The organism is Streptomyces flavalbus (assembly GCF_042674625.1).
GTDB classification, from domain to species: domain Bacteria; phylum Actinomycetota; class Actinomycetes; order Streptomycetales; family Streptomycetaceae; genus Streptomyces; species Streptomyces flavalbus.
This window is the reverse complement of the sequence record NZ_JBHTEB010000001.1, coordinates 437,463-459,020: the sequence shown is the minus strand read 5'-3', so window position 1 is coordinate 459,020 and position 21,558 is coordinate 437,463. Positions and strand designations below refer to the sequence as shown.

At 72.4% G+C, this 21,558-nt stretch carries 18 protein-coding genes; 4 read left to right on the top strand and 14 right to left on the bottom strand.

What is annotated here, in order from left to right; all coding sequences use genetic code 11:
* Nucleotides 1-18: 18 nt before the first annotated feature.
* The 3 genes from ACFQZ6_RS02005 to ACFQZ6_RS01995 form a co-directional block, all read right to left on the bottom strand.
* Nucleotides 19-2,088, bottom strand: a complete 2,070-nt coding sequence (locus tag ACFQZ6_RS02005; RefSeq protein WP_381604598.1) for a hypothetical protein — start codon at nucleotides 2,086-2,088, stop codon at nucleotides 19-21.
* A gap of 96 nt (nucleotides 2,089-2,184) precedes the next feature.
* The gene (locus ACFQZ6_RS02000; protein ID WP_381604597.1) at nucleotides 2,185-3,399 is read right to left on the bottom strand and encodes a metallophosphoesterase; all 1,215 of its coding nucleotides are present in this window, start codon (nucleotides 3,397-3,399) and stop codon (nucleotides 2,185-2,187) included.
* A 306-nt stretch (nucleotides 3,400-3,705) separates the two neighbouring features.
* Entirely contained in the window at nucleotides 3,706-4,611 is a 906-nt protein-coding gene (locus ACFQZ6_RS01995; protein ID WP_381604596.1) for a LysR family transcriptional regulator ArgP, read from the bottom strand.
* A 101-nt stretch (nucleotides 4,612-4,712) separates the two neighbouring features.
* Here ACFQZ6_RS01995 and ACFQZ6_RS01990 point away from each other — a divergent pair, with 101 nt between their 5' ends.
* Nucleotides 4,713-5,324 carry a LysE/ArgO family amino acid transporter gene (locus tag ACFQZ6_RS01990; RefSeq protein WP_381604595.1) on the top strand — a complete coding sequence of 204 codons (612 nt, stop codon included), beginning with the start codon at nucleotides 4,713-4,715 and terminating at the stop codon, nucleotides 5,322-5,324.
* 19 nt (nucleotides 5,325-5,343) lie between these two features.
* Here the strand turns inward: ACFQZ6_RS01990 and ACFQZ6_RS01985 are convergent, their stop codons facing one another.
* Both ACFQZ6_RS01985 and ACFQZ6_RS01980 read right to left on the bottom strand, forming a co-directional pair.
* Complete coding sequence (locus ACFQZ6_RS01985) at nucleotides 5,344-5,799, bottom strand: cyclic nucleotide-binding domain-containing protein (protein WP_381604594.1); 456 nt, start codon at nucleotides 5,797-5,799, stop codon at nucleotides 5,344-5,346.
* Nucleotides 5,800-6,082: 283 nt separating this feature from the next.
* Complete coding sequence (locus ACFQZ6_RS01980) at nucleotides 6,083-6,301, bottom strand: 3-deoxy-D-manno-octulosonic acid transferase (RefSeq protein ID WP_381604593.1); 219 nt, start codon at nucleotides 6,299-6,301, stop codon at nucleotides 6,083-6,085.
* A 143-nt stretch (nucleotides 6,302-6,444) separates the two neighbouring features.
* On the opposite strand from ACFQZ6_RS01980, the gene ACFQZ6_RS01975 reads away from it, so the two are divergent.
* Nucleotides 6,445-6,885, top strand: a complete 441-nt coding sequence (locus tag ACFQZ6_RS01975; RefSeq protein WP_381604592.1) for an ATP-binding protein — start codon at nucleotides 6,445-6,447, stop codon at nucleotides 6,883-6,885.
* A 250-nt stretch (nucleotides 6,886-7,135) separates the two neighbouring features.
* Complete coding sequence (locus tag ACFQZ6_RS01970) at nucleotides 7,136-7,969, top strand: RNA polymerase sigma factor SigF (RefSeq protein WP_381604591.1); 834 nt, start codon at nucleotides 7,136-7,138, stop codon at nucleotides 7,967-7,969.
* 85 nt (nucleotides 7,970-8,054) lie between these two features.
* Here the strand turns inward: ACFQZ6_RS01970 and ACFQZ6_RS01965 are convergent, their stop codons facing one another.
* The 4 genes from ACFQZ6_RS01965 to ACFQZ6_RS01950 all read right to left on the bottom strand — a co-directional run bounded on the left by ACFQZ6_RS01965 (nucleotide 8,055) and on the right by ACFQZ6_RS01950 (nucleotide 12,525).
* Complete coding sequence (locus ACFQZ6_RS01965; RefSeq protein WP_381604590.1) at nucleotides 8,055-9,431, bottom strand: NAD(P)/FAD-dependent oxidoreductase; 1,377 nt, start codon at nucleotides 9,429-9,431, stop codon at nucleotides 8,055-8,057.
* An 82-nt stretch (nucleotides 9,432-9,513) separates the two neighbouring features.
* Nucleotides 9,514-9,915, bottom strand: a complete 402-nt coding sequence (locus ACFQZ6_RS01960; protein ID WP_381604589.1) for an STAS domain-containing protein — start codon at nucleotides 9,913-9,915, stop codon at nucleotides 9,514-9,516.
* 107 nt (nucleotides 9,916-10,022) lie between these two features.
* Nucleotides 10,023-10,457: an ATP-binding protein gene (locus ACFQZ6_RS01955; RefSeq protein WP_381604588.1), complete on the bottom strand. Its 435-nt coding sequence runs from the start codon at nucleotides 10,455-10,457 to the stop codon at nucleotides 10,023-10,025.
* Nucleotides 10,458-10,617: 160 nt separating this feature from the next.
* A complete protein-coding gene (locus ACFQZ6_RS01950) occupies nucleotides 10,618-12,525 on the bottom strand; it encodes an AMP-dependent synthetase/ligase (RefSeq protein WP_381604587.1) in 1,908 nt (635 codons plus the stop codon).
* A 165-nt stretch (nucleotides 12,526-12,690) separates the two neighbouring features.
* On the opposite strand from ACFQZ6_RS01950, the gene ACFQZ6_RS01945 reads away from it, so the two are divergent.
* A complete protein-coding gene (locus ACFQZ6_RS01945; protein WP_381604586.1) occupies nucleotides 12,691-12,924 on the top strand; it encodes a DUF6480 family protein in 234 nt (77 codons plus the stop codon).
* A gap of 45 nt (nucleotides 12,925-12,969) precedes the next feature.
* Here the strand turns inward: ACFQZ6_RS01945 and ACFQZ6_RS01940 are convergent, their stop codons facing one another.
* From ACFQZ6_RS01940 to ACFQZ6_RS01920, 5 genes are read right to left on the bottom strand one after another with little or no spacing between them, the layout of a single operon-like run.
* Nucleotides 12,970-14,058 carry a glutamate--cysteine ligase 2 gene (locus ACFQZ6_RS01940; RefSeq protein WP_381604585.1) on the bottom strand — a complete coding sequence of 363 codons (1,089 nt, stop codon included), beginning with the start codon at nucleotides 14,056-14,058 and terminating at the stop codon, nucleotides 12,970-12,972.
* A 50-nt stretch (nucleotides 14,059-14,108) separates the two neighbouring features.
* Nucleotides 14,109-16,334 (bottom strand): 1,4-alpha-glucan branching enzyme, encoded by a 2,226-nt coding sequence (gene glgB, locus ACFQZ6_RS01935; RefSeq protein ID WP_381604584.1) that lies wholly within the window; start codon nucleotides 16,332-16,334, stop codon nucleotides 14,109-14,111.
* 4 nt (nucleotides 16,335-16,338) lie between these two features.
* On the bottom strand, nucleotides 16,339-17,769 hold the full coding sequence (locus ACFQZ6_RS01930; protein WP_381604583.1) for a maltokinase N-terminal cap-like domain-containing protein: 1,431 nt from the start codon (nucleotides 17,767-17,769) through the stop codon (nucleotides 16,339-16,341).
* Between the two features lie 28 nt (nucleotides 17,770-17,797).
* The gene (gene treS, locus ACFQZ6_RS01925; protein ID WP_381604582.1) at nucleotides 17,798-19,516 is read right to left on the bottom strand and encodes a maltose alpha-D-glucosyltransferase; all 1,719 of its coding nucleotides are present in this window, start codon (nucleotides 19,514-19,516) and stop codon (nucleotides 17,798-17,800) included.
* Entirely contained in the window at nucleotides 19,513-21,510 is a 1,998-nt protein-coding gene (locus tag ACFQZ6_RS01920; RefSeq protein WP_381604581.1) for an alpha-1,4-glucan--maltose-1-phosphate maltosyltransferase, read from the bottom strand. Before ACFQZ6_RS01920 ends, treS begins: the two co-directional genes overlap by 4 nt.
* Between the last annotated feature and the right edge of the window lie 48 nt (nucleotides 21,511-21,558).

Here is a 21,558-nt window from a genome sequence, read left to right as displayed (position 1 = left end):
CGCGCGGGGTCACCACGGTCAGCTCGTGGGCCCGCTCGCCAGGTCCTCCAGGTCCGTCAGCCCGTCCAGGACGGCGCGGCCCGCCCGTTCCACCGGCTCCAGACGGGTCACCAGCTCCCGGCTGGAGGCCATGTCCGGCGCGCTGATCCGCTCCTCTATCTGCTGGAGCGCGCCGCGCAGCCGCTGCCGGTGCTCGTCCACGTGGACGGCGACGGCGTCGGCGAGCAGTTGCCCCTGCTCCCGGGCCACCCGGGTGAAGTCGGCGCGCGCCTGTTCCGCCTGCTGGTCGAGCTGCCCACGGCGCTCGTCGCGGGCCCGCTCCAGGACCGACTTGCGCTCCTTGAGGGCCTTGGCCCCGGCCGCCGCCGTCAGTCCCGCGGCCACGACCGTCCCGACGGGGAACGCGATGCTGGCGAGGGACAGACTGGTCATCATCCACACCGCGCCCCCGGCGACCGACCCGGCGACGCTGACCGCCGCGGCGGTGGCCTGGACCATGCCGTAGAAGTCCAGCCGGTGCTGGTCGTCCAGCGGGGTCAGCAGGCTGCCCGGGTCCAGGGCGGCCGGCTCGACGAGGTGCGAGGTGCTCTCCTCGCCGCCCAGCTCCAGCCGCAGCAGCGCGCGGGCCCGGCCGTCCAGCTCCGTCAGGTCCCGCTCCCACAGCGTGGCCGGGCCGTGCGGCGCGTTCATCCACTCGGTGAACAGCCGGGTCTGCCGCAGCCTGATGTCGGCCAGGTGGTCGAGGCCGAGGTCGCCGGAGTCGATGACGTCGTCCAGCTCCCGGTGGAAGAGTTCCGCGAGGTCGCCGAAGCCCTGCTCGGCGGCGCGCAGCCGGCGGTTGGTCTCCTCGGTCAGCTCGGCGCGGATCCGCTCCGCGGACTGCTCGGTGTCGGTCAGCCGCTGCCGCAGCCCCGCCCGCTCGGACGTCAGCTCCTCCACGGACACCTGGTGGGTGGCGAGGACGTCCGCGACGGCCCGGTGCCGTCGGCGGACGAGGCGTCGGGCCTCGCCCGCGATCCGGCCCAGGTGGTTCTGGCCCGCCCCGTTGTTGATCAGCTCGGTGAGCTGGTCGCGCAGCGCGTCCATCCTGCTGTTGCCGCGGTTGCGCTGTGCGGCCCGCGTGCTGCCCTCCGCCTCGTCGAGCGCGGCCTGCGCCTCCCAGGCCGGGGACACCGCCAGGAACCCGTTGCCGATGAAGGCGTTCCCGTCGCCCGCCGACTCCGGGAAGCGTTCCCGCAGGTAGGCGTTGTTGGTCTCCAGGGCCGACCGCCAGGCCGGGCGGTTGTCGTTGCCGAGCTGGTTGGCCCGGTCGATGCCGGTCAGCACCCACAGCACCGGCTTGCCCGTCTGGAGGTGGTGGTTGTACAGGTCGGTGACCAGCCCGAGTTCGTTGGCGGTCAGGGTCGCCGTCCCCTGGGTGACGTACAGGAAGCAGTCCGCCTCGGCCCACGCCTTGCGCATGATGTTCTCGTAGGCCGGATTGGGTGACTCGGCGCCGGGCAGGTCGAAGAACTTGGCGGGCAGCACCGCGTCCTCGATGAGCAGTTCGAGCTGCTCCACGTCCCGTTGGTAGTGCTCCGGGAGCCGGTTCGCCAGGTCGCCGTCGGCGGCGCCGTACGCCGCGATCACCCCCGGCGGCAGGTCGCGGCCGATCTCCACCCAGCCCGCCTCGGGCCGGTCGGTGAACCGCACCCGCAGCAGCCCGCGGCCCGTCGCGGGCTGGTCGGGGTCCGCGGGGACCGGGGTCACCGTCGACGGGCAGACCGTGGTCGGGGTGGGCGAGGACGGCAGGATGCCGATGTACTTCTCGGTGAACCCGCCGTCCTGCTGCTCGAACCGCACGTACCGCAGGCCCTTCTGCAGCCCGCTGATCAGGAAGCTCTTCCCGGACGACTGACGGCCGAGCAGCCCCACGTTGAGCAGGGACGACAGGGCACGGCCGCGCTGGCTGCGCAGGTGCCGCACCTGCTCGTCGATCTCCCCGGCGTCGACCGCGAGGGCCGGGATGTCCGGCAGTTCCCTGAGCCAGTCCTCGGATCGGCTGAGCAGCAACAGGAGGTCTTCGCGGATCTCGTCGACGGTCGCCATGCGGGTATGGATACACCAACGGCTGATCTACGGGTACGAGTTGGCGCGAAGTGTCAGTTCAGGAACGTTTCGCTGAGGTGTCGGGGTGGTTGTTGGTCATGCGGGCGGGTGCGGGGAGCGGAGCACGAGCAGGGTGATCTCGCTGGGGGCGAAGACGCGGAACGGCGGCCCCCAGAAGCCGGTGCCGCGACTGGTGTAGAGGAGGGTGCGGGCGCCGTGGCGGCTCAGGCCCGCGACGACGGGCTGGTCGATGCCGACCAGGTGGTGGAAGGGCCAGATCTGGCCGCCGTGGGTGTGGCCGGAGAGCTGGAGATCGATGCCAGCGGCTGCCGCCCGGTCGACGAACTTGGGCTGGTGCGCCAGCAGCAGGACCGGCAGGTCGGGGTCCGCGCCGTCCAGGGCTCCGGCTAGGTGGGCCCGGTGGCCCGCCAGGCCGGAGGACTCGGCGGTCACGTCGTCCACGCCAGCCACTACGAGGGTGTCGCCCCCTTGTTCGAGCAGCAGATGGCGGTTGCGCAGCGGCTTCCACCCCAGCTCGTCCATCAGGTCGACCCAGCCCTGGGCCTCGCTGTAGTACTCGTGGTTGCCGGTGACGTACACCCGGGCCCGGGTCGCCCGCACGGTACCGAGCGGGGCGGCCTGGGCGCGGCGGCGTTCGGCCGTGCCGTCCGCGATGTCGCCGGTGTGGCAGACCAGGTCGGCATCCAGGGTGTTCACCGTCTCGCACACCCGTGCCGACCAGCGGGCCCGATCGATGGGGCCGTAGTGGGTGTCGGTGATGAGCACGACGCGGAGGCCGTCCAGCCCTGCACCCAGCCGGGGGAGCCGCACGTCGAGTCGGCGCACGCGCGGCACCCGACGGGCCTCGGCGTGGCCCCAGCCGAGCAGGACGGCGGTGACGCCGAGCACGGCCCAGGTGACGGTGCGGGCCCGGTCCTGGCCCTCGCCGACGTCGGCCCCGGCCAGGGCGGGCCGCAGCAGGACAGCGAGCAGCAGGGACCAGGTGAACAGGACCCAACTGACGCCCAGCAGCGTGTCACCGACGATCGCCGCGCCGTCCTGCTGGCGCCGACCGTGCCCGCGCACCATCGCGAGCGGCATGGATATCAGGCCGAGGGCGAACAGGGCGGTGCCGACCAGTGTGACCGGCGGCGGCCAGTGCTGGCCGGTGTGCAGGAGCACCCAGCAGGGCACGGCCCACAGCAGGACGGGGGCGACCAGGGGGAGGTAGCGCACCAGGCGGAGCAGTCGGCTCCTCCGAGTGGCTCGCGCCGCACCCTCGACGGGCCGGATGTCACTCGTATCGGTCACGCTTCGCCTCCCTGACCAGGCTGCCGTCCCACGCACTGTATGCGCCCCTGTTTGCGGTAGGCGTCCAGGACGTCCTGGCGGAGCAGGAAGCCGCAGCCCGCGGACTCCGGCCGCAGGCGCAGTTGGGCCTCGTCGACACCCAGGTCGGCCGCGGTGCCGCCAGGTGTACGTGTGCTACGGCAGGCCGCTGGCCATGGTCGTGTCGTGAGTCCGTGTCCACGCGCGTTCCTGCTCGGCGACCGCCGTGCGCAGTTGGGCGACGCCCCCTACCAGGGAGACGAGTTGGCGCAAGCTCCCCAGGCCGGTTCACCTCGGGGCGCGCAGGGACTCGGTGGCCTGTGTGGTCACCGCCTCGGCCAGTACCGCGAGGGCGGGGGAGTGGAGGCGCCACTGTTGCCAGTACAGGGGGCAGTCCACCGCGTGGTCGGGGGCGAAGGTCATCACGCGTCCGGCGCGTAGCAGGGGTTCGGCCTGGGCCTCGGGGAGCATTCCCCAGCCCATGCCGGAGGCGACGGCCTCCGCGAAGCCCTCCGAGGTGGGCACGTAGTGCCGTCGGGTACTCGCGGCGGCGCGTCCGTGGGTGAGGCGGCGTACGAAGCCGTCCTGGAAGTCGTCCCGCTGGTCGAAGACCACCACCGGTGCCGTCAGGAGCGCCTCCGCCAGGGCGCCGGTCAGATGCCGGGCGGCGTAGTCCGGGTTGGCCACCGGCAGGTAGCGCATCCGCCCCAGCGCCCGCACCGAGCAGCCCGGCACCGGGTCGGGCGAGGAGGTCACCGCGGCCATCACCACGCCCTCGCGCAGCAGTGTCGCCGTGTGGTCCTCGTCCTCGCGGCGCAGTTCGAAGGTGAGCGGCGGCTCCTCGGGGACGCGCCGCAGGGCGCCGAGGAACCAGGTCGCCAGCGAGTCCGCGTTCACCGCCACCGACAGCCGGGTGGGCTCCCCGGCGCCGCTCAGCCCCAGCTCGGCGTGCGCGTCGCGCTCCAGCCGGGCCAGTTGCCGGGCGAGCCGCACCAGCACCTCGCCGGACTCGGTGGGCCGCACCGGCTTGGTGCGCAGCAGCAGCACCCGGCCGGTGCGCTGCTCCAGCGCCTTCACCCGCTGGCTGACCGCGGACGGCGTCACGTGCAGCGCCGTGGCCGCCGCCTCGAAGGTGCCCTCGTCGATCACGGCGAGCAGGGTGCGCACCTGGTCGAGGGGGAGTTCCTCGGTCATCGGACGCCCTCCGGCAGCGCTCGAACCCATCTTCAGGAGCGCTAATGATAGGTAAGAATCCTTAGCTGTACTTCCTCCGGACGGTTGCCTAGCGTCAGCACATGCCCAACGCCCTGACCGCCGCAGCCGCCGGATTCGGTACCGGACTCTCCCTCATCGTCGCCATCGGCGCGCAGAACGCCTTCGTCCTGCGCCAGGGGATACGCCGCCAGGCCGTCCTGCCGGTCGTGGTGATCTGCGCCCTGTCCGACGCCGTACTCATCGCCCTCGGGGTCGCGGGGATCGGGGCGGTGGTCGTGGCCTGGCCCGCGGCGCTGACCGTGGTCGCCTGGACCGGCGGCGCCTTCCTGCTCTGCTACGGCGCCCTCGCCGCCCGCCGAGTGCTGCGGCCCGGCGCGCTGCGGGCGGACGGTGCCGCCGCCACCTCCACGCGCCGGGCGGTGCTCACCTGTCTGGCGCTGACCTGGCTCAACCCGCACGTGTACCTGGACACGGTGTTCCTGCTCGGCTCGGTCGCCGCCGACCGGGGCGACCTGCGCTGGACCTTCGGGCTCGGCGCCGCGCTGGCCAGCCTGTGCTGGTTCGCCGCGCTCGGCTTCGGCGGGCGGCTGCTCGGCCGCTGGCTGGCCCGGCCCGCGGCCTGGCGGGTGCTGGACGCCCTGGTCGCCGCGACGATGCTCACCCTCGGCGCCATGCTGATCGCGGGCGCCTGACGCACGCCCCGGCGACCGGTCAGAGGACGCCGCGCCGGGGTGCCGCGTAGCGCTCCATGAGCTGGCCGCGGGTCATCTCCAGGCGGTGGGCGAGGATCTCGGCGACGGTGCGCACCAGCAGGAACCCGAGGCGGGGCTCCTCCTCGCAGAGCGCGAGCACCGCGTGCGCGTCGAACTCGTAGGCCCGTACGGGACTGAACGCCTCGGCGCCGAAGTCCCAGCGGTACGGCGGGAACAGCCAGGACCAGCCCAGCAGGTCGCCCGCGCCGAGGCTGGCGACGGTCACCCGCTGGAGCGCTGTCACGCGCTGGTCGAGGGAGACCGCGCCGGAGCGGATCACCCAGAACCGGTCGGCGGTGCCGTCCGCCTCGAAGATGCGGGCGTCCTCCGCGAAGGACACCTCGCGGCCCAGGTCCATCAGGCGCTGCCGCTGCGGCGGGGGGAGGGCGGTGAGCAGTTTCGTCGCTTTGGTCATGGCGCGGGGCTCCTCACCAGCGAAGGATTCCGTGCGGTGGATTCCGTGGGGTCGCTATGCCCCATTGGAGCCTCCCGCGGGCCGTCGCGCATCCGGCGGGGCAGGCTGTCGGGGAAGGCTTTCCGGAAAGGGAGAAGCCCTGGCTGGACGGGGGAAGCCAGCCAGGGCCGCACTAGCGGCGCGGAGGAGGAGGGGGATCCATCGACTCCGTCGCCAGCTATGAATGAACAATAAACCATCTTCCGTGCTTGTATGCCATCGGAACCGGGTTACGTGACCCGATTCACTTCACGGCGTGCTTCCCGGGCGTCAGGATCTCGTCCAGCACCCGTACCACCGCCTCATAGGCCAGCACCCGCACCGCGGCCTGCTGGGCCTCGCCCGGATCGGTCGACCCGAGCGTGTCACGCCGCTCCCGCCAGCTCCGCTCCTCGTCCCGTGCGCAGGCCCTGGCCCGCTGGAGCCGACGCAGCAGTTCGTCTGAGTCCACGACATCGGTCATACCGTCCGCGTACCCCGCCGACGCCCTTCAATGGCGGCCATCCAGCGGTCGGCTGGCCGTCGTCCGCGCATGTTTGGTACGGCCGCGGAGGGTGAGCCGAACAAGGGAGACAGGACGGGAGAGACGAGTCAGGGAGCGAGAGGATGTCCGCGCAGCACTGGACCGACGAGCCCCGGGCCGAGCCGCACTCAGGCCCCGGAGCCGACGACGCCTGCCGCCCTGCCGACGTCCGCACCGCCGTACGGTGCGCCGTCGCCTGCCGGTGCCGGGACACGGGCACCCCCTGCGACGAGGACGCCCTCTCCGACGCGCTCCTCGTGGCCTCCGAGCTGACCACCAACGCCATCCTGCACGGCGGCGGCGTCACCGGCGTGGACGTCGACGTCGACGAGCACGACGTCCGGGTCTCGGTCAGCGACCGCAGCGACCGGCTGCCGGTGCTGACCCCCGCGCTCGACGACGGCGGGCGGCGCCGCAGCGGCGGACGCGGCTGGCCCATCGTCTGCCGACTGGCGCGCGCCGTGAACGTCTGCGAACTCCCCTCCGGCGGCAAGCGGATCACCGCCGTCGTCCCGGTCTTCTGACCCGGCGCGCGGACGCCCGGCGCGGGGCCCCGGCGCGACGCCGTGAGGACGGGTGGATTCCGATTTCCGCGGGCTTTGCCCGGCGACCGTGTTTGATCTCGTGGGGGAGGGGCAGACGCAGTTTCGTGCTTCGGACCGGAGGCGCGCCGGCGGGGAGCGGTATGACCGCTCCGGACCCCAGGCGATCCGGACGGCATCTCCTCCCCGCGGACATTCCCTGAGACGACACCACGTTCAGGAGCGAATCCGCATGGTCACCGACATGTCGACAAGCCGACCCAGCACGCTCGTCCACCCGGGTTCCGCACCCCGGCGGCAGCACGACGACGCCCCCGACACCGCGGCCCGGTTCAGCAGGCTGGCCGCCCTGGACGACGGGCCGGAACGCGACGCGCTCCGCGACGAACTCGTCGAGGCGTGGCTTCCCATGGCCCACCGCATCGCGAGCCGCTTCCGCGACCGCGGCGAATCCGTCGAGGACCTGCGCCAGGTCGCGGCGCTCGGTCTGGTCAAGGCGATCGACCGCTACGACCCCTCCCGCGGCGCCTTCGAGAGCTACGCCGTGCCCACCATCACCGGCGAGGTCAAGCGGCACTTCAGGGACCGCATGTGGGCCCTGAGGGTGCCGCGCCGGGTGCAGGAGCTGCGCAACAAGGTGCGGGTCGCCCGCCGCGACCTCACCCAGAACCCCGGCAGCCCCGAACCGACGGTGGCCGACCTCGCGGAGTACACCGGGCTCACCGAGGACGAGGTCAGCACCGGACTGGAGGCCCTGGACAGCTTCAGCACCCTCTCCCTGGACGCCGAGCTGTCCACCGACGACGACGGCTACAGCCTCGCCGACACCCTCGGCGGCCCCGACTCCTCGTACGACACCGTCGTGGACCGCGAGTCCGCCAAGGAGGGGCTGCGGCGGCTGCCCGAACGGGAGCGGGCCATCCTCTACATGCGGTTCTTCGAGGACATGACCCAGAGCCGGATCGCCGACCAGCTCGGCATCTCGCAGATGCACGTCTCCCGGCTCATCAGCCGTAGCTGCGCCCGCGTCCGCGCCGAGGCCATGGGCACCCACCGGGCCGCCTGAGGCGGCTCACCGCGAAACAGCAGCGCCCCCGTAAGACCCGGACGGGTCTTACGGGGGCGCTGCTGTTTCGCGCGTGGCGGGCGGCTCAGTCCTCCCCGCGCGACACCCGCCCCACGTGCTCCGCGACCTCCTCCGGGGTCATGTACGCGTCCGTGTACTCGAAGTCCTTCAGCTTGGCGGGCTTGCGGGCCTGGAAGCCGGTGCGGACGAAATCGTCGCCCGCGACGGCGTTGAGCGCCCAGTTGGTCGCCACCCGCGTCTTCGCCACGTTGGTGCGCAGCGCCGACCAGTGGTACCCACGGGCGACCACCTGCGCGGGCAGCCCCCGCAGCTCCACGCCGAGCGGCTTGGACACCGCGTCCCGGCCGCCGAGGTCCACCACCAGACCCAGGTCCCGGTGGTGGTACGGCCGCCTGGGCTGGCCGCGCAGGGTGGCGAGGACGTTGTCGGCGACCAGCTTGCCCTGCCGGGTCGCGTGCTGCGCGGTCGGCGGGCAGACGGCGCCCTCCTCGTCCTTGTCGAGGTCCGGCACCGCGGCGGCGTCCCCGAGCGCGAACACCCCGTCGTGGCCCGGCAGGCACATCTCCGGGGTGACCGCGAGCCGTCCGCGCACGGTCTCCGCGCCCAGCGTGCCGATCAGCGGGCTCGCCACCACCCCGGCGGTCCAGATCAGGGTGTGGGTGGGCACCACCCGGCCGTCGGTGAAGGTGACCTCCTCCGGGCCCGCCTTCTCGATGGACACCCCGAGGGAGATCTCGATGCCCCGGCGGCGCAGGATCTCCTGGGCGCTGGCGCCCAGCTTCTCGCCCAGCTCCGGCATCAGCTTCGGCGCGATGTCGATCAGGTGCCACTTGATCAGCCCCGGGTCGAGCCGCGGGTAGCGCCGTACCGCGTTGTACGTCAGCCGGTGCAGACAGGCCGCCGTCTCGGTGCCCGCGTAGCCGCCGCCGACCACCACGAACTGCAGCCGGGACGCCCGCTCGGCCGGGTCCTGGCTGGCGTCGGCCAGGTCGAGCTGGGAGATGACGTGGTCGCGGATGTAGGCGGCCTCGGCGAGCGTCTTCAGGCCGAAGGCGTTGTCGGTGAGGCCGGGGATGTCGAAGGTGCGGGTGACGCTGCCGGGCGCCAGCACGATGTAGTCGTAGGGCTCGTCGACGATCCGGTCGGTGATCGTGCGGATCACGCACACCTTGGCCTTCAGGTCCACGCCGATCGCGCCGCCCGGGATGATCCGGGTGCGGTACCGGTGGCTGCGGCGCAGCGACAGCGCGATCGACTGCGGGGTGAGCACCCCGGAGGCGACCTGGGGCAGCAGCGGCAGATAGAGCTGGTAGGCGACCGGCGTCACCAAGGTCACATCGGCCTCGTTGGGCGCGAGTCGGCGCTCAAGACGACGGACGCACTCCACTCCGGCGAAGCCTGCGCCCACCACCAGGATCCTGGGTCGTGTCACGGTGTCCATCCCTTCTGCGGCTCCAGACCGATCCCATCCCGCCCGGCGCCGCTCCGCCAGTCGGACGCGGCAGCCAGACGAACCGGCACGGTCAGGTCTCCGGCGTGAACACCTCGGGCTCGGCCCCGGCGTGCCCGTCGATGACGGCGAGGGCCTCCTCGACGTCCGCCGAGATCGGCACGGTGATGCTGACGCCCGTCAGCTCCAGCACCCGGCGTACGGCCGGGGCGGGGTCGATGACCTGGACGACGCCGTCCAGACGGCGGGTCTCCTGGTACACCCGCAGGATGATGTTCATGCCGGACGAGTCCATGAACGGGACCTCGGAGAGGTCCAGCAGGAAGTGCCGCCGCCCGTGGTGCAACTGGTTGGCCAACTGGGCCTGGAACTCGGTGGCGGTGTCCACGTCCAGGTGGCCCGCCACCTTCACCAGGGCGACGTCGTCACGGGGCAGGGTGACCTCGACGGACAGCGGGTTCTCGGCCAGGGTCACGGGGTACCTCCCGGGTCGGTAAGGATGCGGACTGCGCCTCCGCATACCCCCGATTGCGCCACGTATCCGGCTCAACCGCCACGCAAGTCAACTGTCGGGGGCTGTCGTCACCACGGGAGGAACGCGTGGACGTCCTTGCCGTCCGTGTGCGTGACCACGCTGACCTGGTCGCAGAGGGTGTGCACCAGGTGCCAGCCGATGCCGCCTCCGCCGTGGCCCGGGTCGAACGGGCGTGGCCGGGGCACCGTCGTGCTGGTGTCGTGCAGGGTGACGTGCACCCCGTCGAACGTGCGGCGCAGCAGCAGCCGGAACGGGCCCGGCGCGAACTGCACCGCGTTCGCCGCCAGCTCGTCCACCACCAGCAGGATGTCGTGCCAGCACTCCGGCGCCGCGGGCGGCGCCACCCGCGCCAGCTCGCGCAGGAAGCGCTCCGCGGCAAGCCGCGCGCCCGTCACGTCCTGTGGCTCTCCCGCGAACGTGGCGGTGCGGCTCGGAATACCCTGCGCGGCCAGTGTGTCGTCCCAACGCGGCTCGGTTGACATCTCACCTTCCGGCTCACCGATGGCGGGGCCGCACGGTCCGGCGTACCGTCGGCGCGGCGGCTCCCACCTGATCTTCTGTGGCGCCACTGACGCGAGTTCCCGATGGCGCGCGGGCTACGCGTCCCCCGCTCGCCGGAGCGCGCCCCCGCACGCCCGGCGCTCAGCGGAACACGTCGTCCGGATCGTCCCAGAACGCCGGGTCCTCCGGGGGCGCGGCGAGCCGGGTCGGACGGGACCGGGACTCGTACATGGCGTCGATCTCGTCCGCGTAGTGCCGCACGATAGCGTCCCGGCGCAGTTTCATCGACGGTGTGAGCAGACCGCTCGCCACGTCGAACGGGGCGGGCAGCACCCGGAACACCCGGATGGACTCCTGCCGCGACACCACGCTGTTCGCCATCGCCACGGCCCGCGCGATCTCCTCCCGCAGCGCGTTCTCCTCCCGCGCCTCCCGGCTCGGCGCGTCGCCCGGCAGCGCCAGCGCCGCCCGCCAGTGCGCCAGGAACTCCGGGTCCAGGGTGAGCAGCGCCCCCACACAGGGACGGTTGTCCCCCACCACCACCGCCTGGTGCACCAGCGGGTGCATCCGCAGCCGCTGCTCCAGCGCGGCCGGGGCGACGCTCTTGCCGCTGCTGGTGATGATGATGTCCTTCTTGCGGCCGGTGATCGCCAGATAGCCCTCCTCGTCCAGCCGCCCCAGGTCCCCGGTGGCCAGCCAGCCGTCGCGCAGCGCCGCCCGGGTCGCCGCGTCGTCGCCGATGTAGCCCTGGAACACCGACGGGCCGCGCACCAGCACCTCCCCGTCCGCCGCCACCCGCAGCTCCATGCCGGGCAGCACCTGGCCCACCGTCCCCGACTTCTCCCGGCCCAGCGGCTGCATGGTGACCCCGCCGCAGGTCTCCGTCAGGCCGTAGCCGTCGTGCACGTAGATGCCGATGCCCTCGTAGAACAGGGACAGCTCGCGGTTGAGCGGGGAGCCGCCCGAGGTGGCCCGGCGCACCCGGCCGCCGAGCGCGTCCCGCAGCCGCCGGTACACCGTCCGCTCGTACAGGGCGTGCTGCACCCGCAGCTCCAGACCGGGCCCGGTGCCCCGGCCCAGCCGCTGCCGCTCGGTGGCCGCCGCGAACGCCCGCGCCGTCTCGGCGGCCCGCTCGAACAGGGCGCCGCGCCCGGCCTGCTGCGCGGTGCGCAGGAAGTTCTTGTAGAGCTTCTCGAAGACGGACGGCACCCCGTAGAAGTACGTCGGCCGGAAGCTGCGCAGCGCCGCCGACAGGGACTGGTCGCCCAGGTCCGGTTCGTGGCCCATCAGCAGCCCGCCGCGTACGCACAGCCCCTGGATCATCAGGCCGTACACGTGGGAGAACGGCAGGAACGCCAGCACCGCGCCCTGCTCGCCCGGCGCCGCCGCGGTGTGGCCCCACCCGGCGAGCAGGGTGTCGCAGACGGTCGCCAGACCGCGGTGGCTCAGCGCGCAGCCCAGCGGACGGCCCGAGGTGCCGGAGGTGTAGGCGATGACGGCGGTGGAGTCCGGCAGCACGATCCTGCGCAGCGACTCCACGGTGGCGATCGGCACGTACTCGCCCCGGCCGACCAGGTGGTCCAGGGCGCCCGCGTCCAGTTGCCACACGTGCCGCAGCCGCGGCAGCCCGTCACAGACCGAGCCGACCGTCATCGCCGCGTGCTCGTCCTCCACGACGACACCCACGCAGGCCGCGTCCCGCAGGATCCACTCGACCTGCTCGCGCGAGGACGTCGGGTAGATGGGGACGACCTCGGCGCCGACCGCCCACAGCGCGTAGCTCAGGAGCGTCCACTCGTACCGGGTACGGGCCATCACCGCCACCCGCATCCCCGGGGTGATCCCCGACGCGATCAGCCCCTTCGCCAGGTCCACCACCTGGTCGCGCAGCTCTACGGCGGTGATCTCCTCCCAGGCCGTCGCCCCCGGGTACGGGCGGCGGGCGAGTACGGGCAGGGTCGGGTTGCGTGCCGCCGTCTGGAAGACGCTGTCGGCGAGCCCACAGGTCAGCGGCGTGACGGCCGGGGGAGCGAGGGCGAAGTCGCTCATGCGCTGCTCCTGAGGGTACGGGCTGTGACGGCGCCGACGAGCAGAGTCATCGGCGCTGCTCGAATCTAGTCGAGCCGGGACCGGATGGTGACCGGATCCGAGAAGTGCTCCCCATTGGTGATCGGCGGGCCGGTGAGGCGGGCCGGATCGGGGGACTCGGGGCACATGACGCACATCAGTCCAGACCCCGAACCCGAGCGCTCCACCGGCCTGGAGCCGGGCGGCTCGGTCCCCCCGGGCGAGACCCCGCCGGCGGAGAGCAGCCTGCCCGAGGCGGGCCCGCGGGAGACCCACAACCCGACCAAGGGCTGGGCCAAGGGCCCGCTCACGCTGATCCTCGTCCTGGTGGTGCTGGTCGCGGCCTTCTTCCTGGCGTACGGCATCTCGCTGATGCTCTGAGCCGGGCGGAGCCGCACCCGAGCCCCCCGGGCCGGTCCCGGAACGTCACTCCTGGGTGTGCCGCACACACTCCACGACGACGTCCCGCAGGCTCTCCGTGCGCTCCAGCAACTCGCGCTGCACCCGCGCGCCGTTGCCCCGGCGCAGCAGCTCCGCGCAGCCCGCGCGGGCCCGGTCCAGGTCGCCGCTGTCGGCGAGCGCCTCCGCGGCGTGGTCCACCAGGTCCCGCACCACCTGGGCGGCGGGCGCGGGCCGCATGGTCGCCGGGTGCAGCAGCTCCCCGGTCAGCCCGGAGCGGGCGGCCCGCCAGTCGGCCAGCCTCAGCAGGCTGACGCTGTGGTCCACCGGCGCCCGCCCCGCCCGCCACTCCCGCGCCGCGGTCTCCACCAGCCCCCGGGCGAGCGTGGCGACCAGCACCGCGGTGGAGGCGTGCAGACAGACGTCCGCCACCCTTATCTCCACCGTCGGGTAGCGCCGGGACAGCCGGGCGTCGAAGTAGACCATCGCGTCGTCGAGGATGGTCCCGGTGGCCAGCATGTCCGCGACCCGGCGCTCGTACTCCGCCGCCGAGCCGAAGACCTCCGTCGGCCCGGCCGACGGCCAGCGCTGCCACACCCGGCTGCGGTAACTGCTGTAACTGGTGTCCTTGCCCTGCCAGAACGGCGAGTTCGCGCTCAGCGCCGCCAGCACCGCCAGCCAGGGCCGCACCCGGTCGACGACCGCGACGCCCTCCTCGTCCGACTCCACGGCGACGTGCACATGGCAGCCACAGACGAGCTGCTCATGGGTGGCGATGCCGTACTCGTCGGCCATCCACTGGTAGCGGCGGCCCGCGCCGACCGCCGGGCTGACCGGCAGCGGCGAGGTGGCGAGCGCGGCGACCGCGCAGCCGATCTCCCCGGCGTGCCGGGCCGCCTCCGCACGGCAGCGGACGATCTCCGCGCCCAGGTCCGCCATCTCCGACTGCGGATGCGTGGCGAACTCCACCATCTGCTCGTGCAGTTCCTTCTCGAACACCTCCTGGCCCGCGTCCTCGTGCGAGGCGCGGGCCAGGACGGCGGCGGACCGGGCCTGTGGCTCTCCGGTCTCAGGGTTGACCAGGAGGAGTTCCTCCTCCACTCCGACGGTGCGCATCTTCTCCGAATGCCCCGGGAGGCTGTTCGAACACCTGCCGGTACGCGTGGCTACACCGGCTCCAGCCACACCGTCGCCAGCGGCGGCAGCGTCAGGGCGAGGCTCACCGGACGGCCGTGCCACCCGGTCGGCTCCGGCTTGAGCGGGCCCGGGTTGGTCACGTCACCGCCGCCGTAGCGGGCGGCGTCGGTGTTCAGCGTCTCCTGCCAGGCGGGCACGTCGTCCGGGACGCCGAGCCGGTAGTCGTGCCGGACGACGGGGGAGAAGTTGGACACCGCGAGCAGCGGGCGGCCCGCTGCGTCGTAACGCAGGAACGCGAAGACGTTGTCGTCGGCGGCGTCGCACTCCACCCACTGGAAGCCCTCGGGCCGGGTGTCGCGCTCCCACAGCGCCGGGGTCGCCCGGTACCGGGTGTTGAGGTCCCGCACCAGCTCCCGCACCGCCTCGTGGTCGCCGCGGGCCACGTACCCGGGGTCCAGCAGCCACCACTCCGGGCCGTGCTCCTCGGAGAACTCCCCGCCCTGCGCGAACTCCTGCCCCATGAACAGCAACTGCTTGCCGGGGTGCGCCCACATGTAGCCCAGGTAGGCGCGGTGGTTGGCGCGCCGCTGCCACCAGTCGCCGGGCATCTTGCTGACCAGCGCCTGCTTGCCGTGCACGACCTCGTCGTGGGAGATCGGCAGCACGTAGTTCTCGCTGTAGGCGTAGATCATCGAGAACGTCATCTCGTGGTGGTGGTACTTGCGGTGCACCGGCTCCTTGGCCATGTACTCCAGGGAGTCGTGCATCCAGCCCATGTTCCACTTCAGCCCGAACCCGAGCCCGCCGTGCTCGGTCGGCCTGGTCACCCCGCCCCACGCGGTGGACTCCTCGGCGATCGTCACCACGCCCGGCGCCCGCCGGTACACGGTGGCGTTCATCTCCTGGAGGAACCGCATCGCCGCCAGGTCCTCCCGGCCGCCGTACTCGTTCGCCGCCCACTGCCCGTCCTCGCGCGAGTAGTCGAGGTACAGCATCGAGGCGACCGCGTCGACGCGCAGCCCGTCGATGTGGAACTCCTCGCACCAGTACACGGCGTTCGCGACGAGGAAGTTGCGCACCTCGGTCCGCCCGAGGTCGAACTCGTACGTCCCCCAGTCCGGGTGCTCCGCGCGCCGGGAGTCCCCGGGCTCGTACAGCGGGTCCCCGTCGTAGCGGGCCAGCGCCCAGTCGTCCTTCGGGAAGTGCGCCGGTACCCAGTCCATGATCACGCCGATGCCCTCCTGGTGGAGGCGGTCGACGAGGTACCGGAAGTCGTCCGGGGAGCCGAGGCGCGCGGTCGGCGCGTAGAAGCCGGTGACCTGGTAGCCCCAGGAGCCGCCGAAGGGGTGCTCGGCGACCGGCATCAGCTCCACGTGCGTGAACCCGAGGTCCTTGACGTACCGCGGCAGCTCCTCGGCCAGCTCCCGGTAGCCGAGCCCCGGCCGCCAGGACGGCAGGTGCACCTCGTACACCGAGAACGGCGCCTCGTGCACCGGCCGGTCCGCGCGGTGCGCCATCCACTCCGCGTCGCCCCACTCGTGGTGGGACGCCGTCACCACCGACGCCGTGTCCGGCGGGGCCTCGGTGCGCCGCGCCATCGGGTCGATCTTCAGGAACCGGTGGCCGTGGCGGGAGTGGATCTCGAACTTGTACCGCGTGCCCTCCCCGACCCCGGGCAGGAACAGCTCCCACACCCCACAGGCGCCCATCGAGCGCATCGGGAACGCCGTACCGTCCCAGTGGCAGAAGTCGGCGGCGACCCGCACGCCCCGCGCGTTCGGCGCCCACACCGTGAACCGGGTGCCGGTCACGCCCTGGTGCGTCATCGGCTCCGCGCCGAGCGCCTTCCACAGCTCCTCGTGCCGCCCCTCCCGGATCAGGTGCAGGTCCAGCTCACCGATCGCGGGCAGGAAGCGGTACGGGTCGTGCACCTCGTGCTCGTCGTCGCCGTACCGCACCACCAGCGTGTACGCCGGGATCTCCGGCAGCGGCAGGACGGCGGAGAACAGCCCGTCGCCCTCCGAGACCAGCGGTGTCCGCTCGCCGTCCACGACGACGCTCACGGCGTCGGCGAACGGGCGCAGCGTCCGCACCGCGATCCCGCCGGGCACCGGGTGGGCGCCGAGCAGCGCGTGCGGGTCGTGGTGGGCGCCCGCCAGCAGGCGCCCGCGGTCCACCGCGTCCAGCGGCGGGGCGGCCCCGGTGACCTGGGGCGCGGAGGGCTCGGGGATCAGGGTGTCGTCGCGCAGAGCCACGGCGTCAGTCTCCTCTCACGGCGAGTCGTTGGATCGCCGCCATCGGTACGGGGAGCCAGTCCGGGCGGTGCCTGGCTTCGTAGAGCACTTCGTAGACGGCACGGTCGGTCTCGTAGGCGCGGAGCAGACCGTGCTTGGCACGTGGGTCCCACCCGGCGCGGGCGGCGTAGCCCGCGCAGTAGGCCTCGCGGCAGCGGCGCGCCCACTCCGGGCGCCAGGGGCGGCGCTGGCGGGCGGCGTAGTCGAAGGAGCGCAACATGCCCGCGATGTCCCGGACGGGGGAGTGGGCGCTGCGCCGTTCGGCGAGCGGCCGGGACGGCTCGCCCTCGAAGTCGATGACGAACCAGTCCCGCCCGGCCCGCAGCACCTGTCCGAGGTGCAGGTCGCCGTGGATGCGCTGCGCGGGCGGCCCCGGGTCGCAGGCCGTCAGCGCGCTGAACGCGCCGCGCAGCCCCGGCACGTACGGCCCCAGCGCGGGCACCGCCTGCGCGGCGGCGTCGAGCCGCTCGGCCATCGCCGCCGCCGTCCGGCCCGTCTCCCCGCGGCCCCCGGCCGGGAACGCCGCGGCGAGCGCGACGTGCACGTCGGCGGTGGCCCGGCCCAGCTCGTGGGCCTGCGCGGTGAAGTCGTCGCCGGTGGCCAGGGCGTGCAGGGCCAGCGTCCAGCCGTCGGAGGCGGCGGGCAGGAACGGCTGGAGCACGCCGAGGGTGGCCTCCTGCGGCTGCGTGGTGCGGAACCAGGCGACCGGCGCCGGGACCCGGCCGCAGCCCTGCGCGGCCAGCGCGACCGGCACCTCCAGGTCGGGGTTGACCCCGGGCTGGATGCGACGGAACACCTTCAGGATGAACTCGTCGCCGTACACCAGCGAGGAGTTCGACTGCTCGGCGTCCAGCAGCCGGGGCGCGAGCCCCGCGGGCACCGGCTTGTCCGGGTCGGCCTCGAAGCGCAGCGGGCCCAGCGTGCCGGGGTGCCGCAGCCGCTCCAGGAGCAGATGGGCCGAGCGCGGGTCCTGGAAGGCGTCGTAGACCGCCATCCCGGCCAGCGGACCGACGTCCGCCCTGCCGATCAGGGCCCGGCCGAGGCGGGGCGACAGGTGCTGCTGGATGCCGATGAGGAGCTGGTAGCAGTCACCGGCCGGGGGAGTGCCGCCGGGCGCGGGAACGCCGCCCGCCGGACCCGCGTGGCCGCCCGGGTTCCCGGACAGCACGCCGGTGGGATCGGCGTGCGTGCCGGTGTGGCCGGTGTGCACCAGCAGGTGCAGACACCCCGGGTACAGCTCGGTCATGGACAGCAGACGCAGGTCCGTGACCGGCCGGTGCTTCCCGGCGAACCAGCGCTGGTGCGGCAGCCAGTCCCTGAGCAGTTCGCCCAGCGAGGCCAGCCGCTGCTGCCCCGCGCCGGTGCTGCTCGGTTGCAGGGATGCGGTCTTCGCCATGGTCACGCGTCCTTTCCTCGGCGCACGCTCACAGTCGGCGGCCGATGCGGGATGCGACTCGGACGAGCCGGAACCAGTAGAAGCCGTGGCCCCCGAGGGTCAGCAGGTACGGCAGTTCGCCGATGGCGGGGAACCGCACCCCGCCGAACAGCTCGACCGGGTGGCGTCCGGCGAACTCCCGCAGGTCCAGCTCGGTCGGCTGGGCGAAGCGGGCGAAGTTGTTCACACAGAGCACCAGGTCGTCCTCGTACTCCCTGAGGAAGGCGAGGACCGCCGGGTTGGAGGACTGCAGCTCCGTGTAGGAGCCGAGCCCGAAGGCGGGGTTCTGCTTGCGGATCTCGATCATCCGGCGGGTCCAGTGCAGCAGCGACGACGGCGACGCCATCGACGCCTCGACGTTGGTGACCTGGTAGCCGTAGACCGGGTCCATGATCGTGGGCAGGGACAGTCGGCCCGGATCGCAGGTGGAGAAGCCCGCGTTGCGGTCCGGGGTCCACTGCATGGGCGTGCGGACCGCGTCGCGGTCACCGAGCCAGATGTTGTCGCCCATGCCGATCTCGTCGCCGTAGTACAGGATCGGTGAGCCCGGCAGCGACAGCAGCAGCGCGGAGAACAGTTCGATGGTGTGCCGGTCGTTGTCCAGGAGGGGGGCGAGCCTGCGGCGGATGCCGATGTTGGCGCGCATCCGCGGGTCCTTGGCGTACTCCGCGTACATGTAGTCGCGCTCTTCGTCGGTGACCATTTCGAGGGTCAGCTCGTCGTGGTTGCGCAGGAAGATGCCCCACTGGCAGCCCGAGGGGATCGCCGGGGTCTTGGCGAGGATCTCCGAGACGGGGTAGCGGGACTCGCGGCGCACGGCCATGAAGATGCGCGGCATGACGGGGAAGTGGAACGCCATGTGGCACTCGTCGCCGCCGGAGGCGTAGTCCCCGAAGTAGTCGACGACGTCCTCGGGCCACTGGTTGGCCTCGGCCAGCAGCACCGTGTCCGGGTACATCGCGTCGATCTCGCGGCGGACGCGCTTGAGGAAGCCGTGGGTGGCGGGGAGGTTCTCGCAGTTGGTGCCCTCCTCCGCGTACAGGTAGGGCACCGCGTCGAGGCGGAAGCCGTCCACACCGAGGTCGAGCCAGAACCGCAGGGCGGCCAGCATCTCCTCCTGCACGGCCGGGTTCTCGTAGTTGAGGTCCGGCTGGTGGGAGAAGAACCGGTGGAAGAAGTACTGCTTGCGCACCGGGTCGAAGGTCCAGTTGGAGGTCTCGGTGTCGACGAAGATGATCCGGGCGTCCTGGTACTGCTTGTCGTCGTCCGCCCACATGTAGAAGTCGCCGTAGGGGCCGTCCGGGTCCTTGCGGGACTCCTGGAACCACGGGTGCTGGTCGCTGGTGTGGTTCATGACGAAGTCGATGATCACGCGCATCCCGCGCTGGTGCGCGGAGTCCACGAACTCGACGAAGTCGGCCAGGTCACCGAACTCCGGCAGGACGGCGGTGTAGTCGGAGACGTCGTAGCCGCCGTCCCGCAGCGGGGACTTGAAGAACGGCGGCAGCCAGAGGCAGTCCACGCCCAGCCACTGGAGGTAGTCCAGCTTCGAGGTCAGGCCCTTCAGGTCTCCGACGCCGTCGCCGTTGCTGTCCTGGAAGGAGCGGACCAGGACCTCGTAGAAGACGGCTCGTTTGAACCAGTCCGGGTCGCGGTCCTTGGCGGGGGTGTCCTCGAAGGTGTCCGGGACCGGCTTGTTCACCGTCATGACGCCGCCCCGCTCCCGAACCGCCGCGCCGCTGGCCGGACCCGGAAGACGTGGGCGGGAGCCCGGCCGGGCTCCAGACGCACGTAGTTGCTGTCGCCCCACCGGTAGGCGTCGCCGGTGAGTTCGTCGTGTACGGCCAGGGGGGAGTGCCAGTCCAGGCCGAGCTGCGGCATGTCCAACGAGACCGTGGCCTCCTGCGTGTGGTGGGGATCGAGGTTGGCGACCACCAGGACCGTGTCGTCGCCGGTGCGCTTGCTGTAGGCGATCACCGCGTCGTTGTCGGTGCCGTGGAAGCGCAGGTTGCGCAGCTCGTGGAGCGCCGGGTGGGCGCGCCGGATGGTGTTGAGCTGGGTGATCAGGGGGGCGATGCTGCGGCCCTCGCGTTCGGCCGCCGCCCAGTCGCGGGGCCTGAGCTGGTACTTCTCCGAGTCGAGGTACTCCTCGCTGCCCTCCTTGAGCGGGGTGTTCTCACACAGCTCGTAACCCGAGTACACCCCCCAGGTGGGCGACAGGGTCGCGGCGAGGACGGCGCGCACCTCGAACGCGGGCCGTCCGCCGTGCTGGAGGTAGGCGTGCAGGATGTCGGGGGTGTTGACGAAGAAGTTCGGCCGCATATAGGCCGCCGCCTCACCCGACAGCTCCGTCAGGTACTCCGTCAGCTCCTGCTTGCTGTTGCGCCAGGTGAAGTACGTGTACGACTGCTGGAACCCGATCTGCGCCAGGGTGTGCATCATCGCCGGACGGGTGAACGCCTCCGCCAGGAAGATCACGTCCGGGTCACTGCGGCCGATGTCCGCCAGCACCCGCTCCCAGAACACCACCGGCTTGGTGTGCGGATTGTCCACCCGGAAGATGCGCACCCCCAGCCCCATCCACAGCCGCAGGATGCGCAGCGTCTCCGCGACCAGACCGTCCATGTCCGCGTCGAACGCGATCGGGTAGATGTCCTGGTACTTCTTCGGCGGGTTCTCCGCGTACGCGATCGTCCCGTCGGGGCGGTGGTGGAACCACTCCGGATGTTTCTCCACCCACGGATGGTCCGGCGAGCACTGCAACGCGAAGTCCAGCGCCACCTCCAGACCGTGCTCACCCGCCCGCTGAACGAACCAGGCGAAGTCCTCCATCGTGCCCAGCCGCGGGTGCACGGCGTCATGGCCGCCCTCGGGCGAGCCGATCGCCCACGGCACACCGACGTCGTCCGGACCGGGGGAGAGGGTGTTGTTGCGGCCCTTGCGGAACGTCGTACCGATCGGATGGACCGGCGGCAGGTACACGACGTCGAAACCCATCGCGGCGATCGCGGGCAACCGCCGCGCCGCCGTACGGAACGTACCGTGCGGCTCCTCGGCCGTGCCCTCGGAACGCGGGAAGAACTCGTACCACGCGCCGTACAACGCCCGCTCCCGCTCCACCAGCAGCGGCATCTCCGCCGAACGGGTCACCAGGTCCCGCAGCGGATAGCGGGCCAGGACCGCGTCCACCTCCGGCGTCAGCCCCGCCGCCAGACGGGTGGCGACGGGCAGCGTGTCGTCGCGGAGGACGCGGACCGCGGCCAGCAGGGTCGCGCGGGCCGTCTTGTCCTTCTTCGGCACGTTGGCCGCCGCCCGCTCGTACAGTTCGGCGCCCTCCTCCAGGACCAGCCCGGTGTCGATGCCCGCCGGAACCTTGATGCGCGCGGCGTGCCGCCAGGTGCCGACGGGATCGCTCCACGCCTCCACGGCGTACGTCCAGCGGCCCACCGCGGTCGGGGTCACCTCGGCGCCCCAGCGGTCGGTGCCGGGGGCGAGTTCCCGCATCGGCGTCCAGGGGCCCGGCCGCCCCTCGGGGTCCTTGAGTACGACGTTGGCGGCGACGGCGTCGTGCCCCTCGCGGAACACGGTCGCGGTCACCTGGAACGTCTCACCCGCGACTGCCTTGGCCGGGCGTCTGCCGCACTCCACCGCCGGGTGGACGTCCCGTACCGGGATGCGGCCGATGGCCGGGTTCGCGCTCATGGGTCTCACCTCCGCCGTACTGGAAGCCGGGCCTGGTGGCCCGGCTGG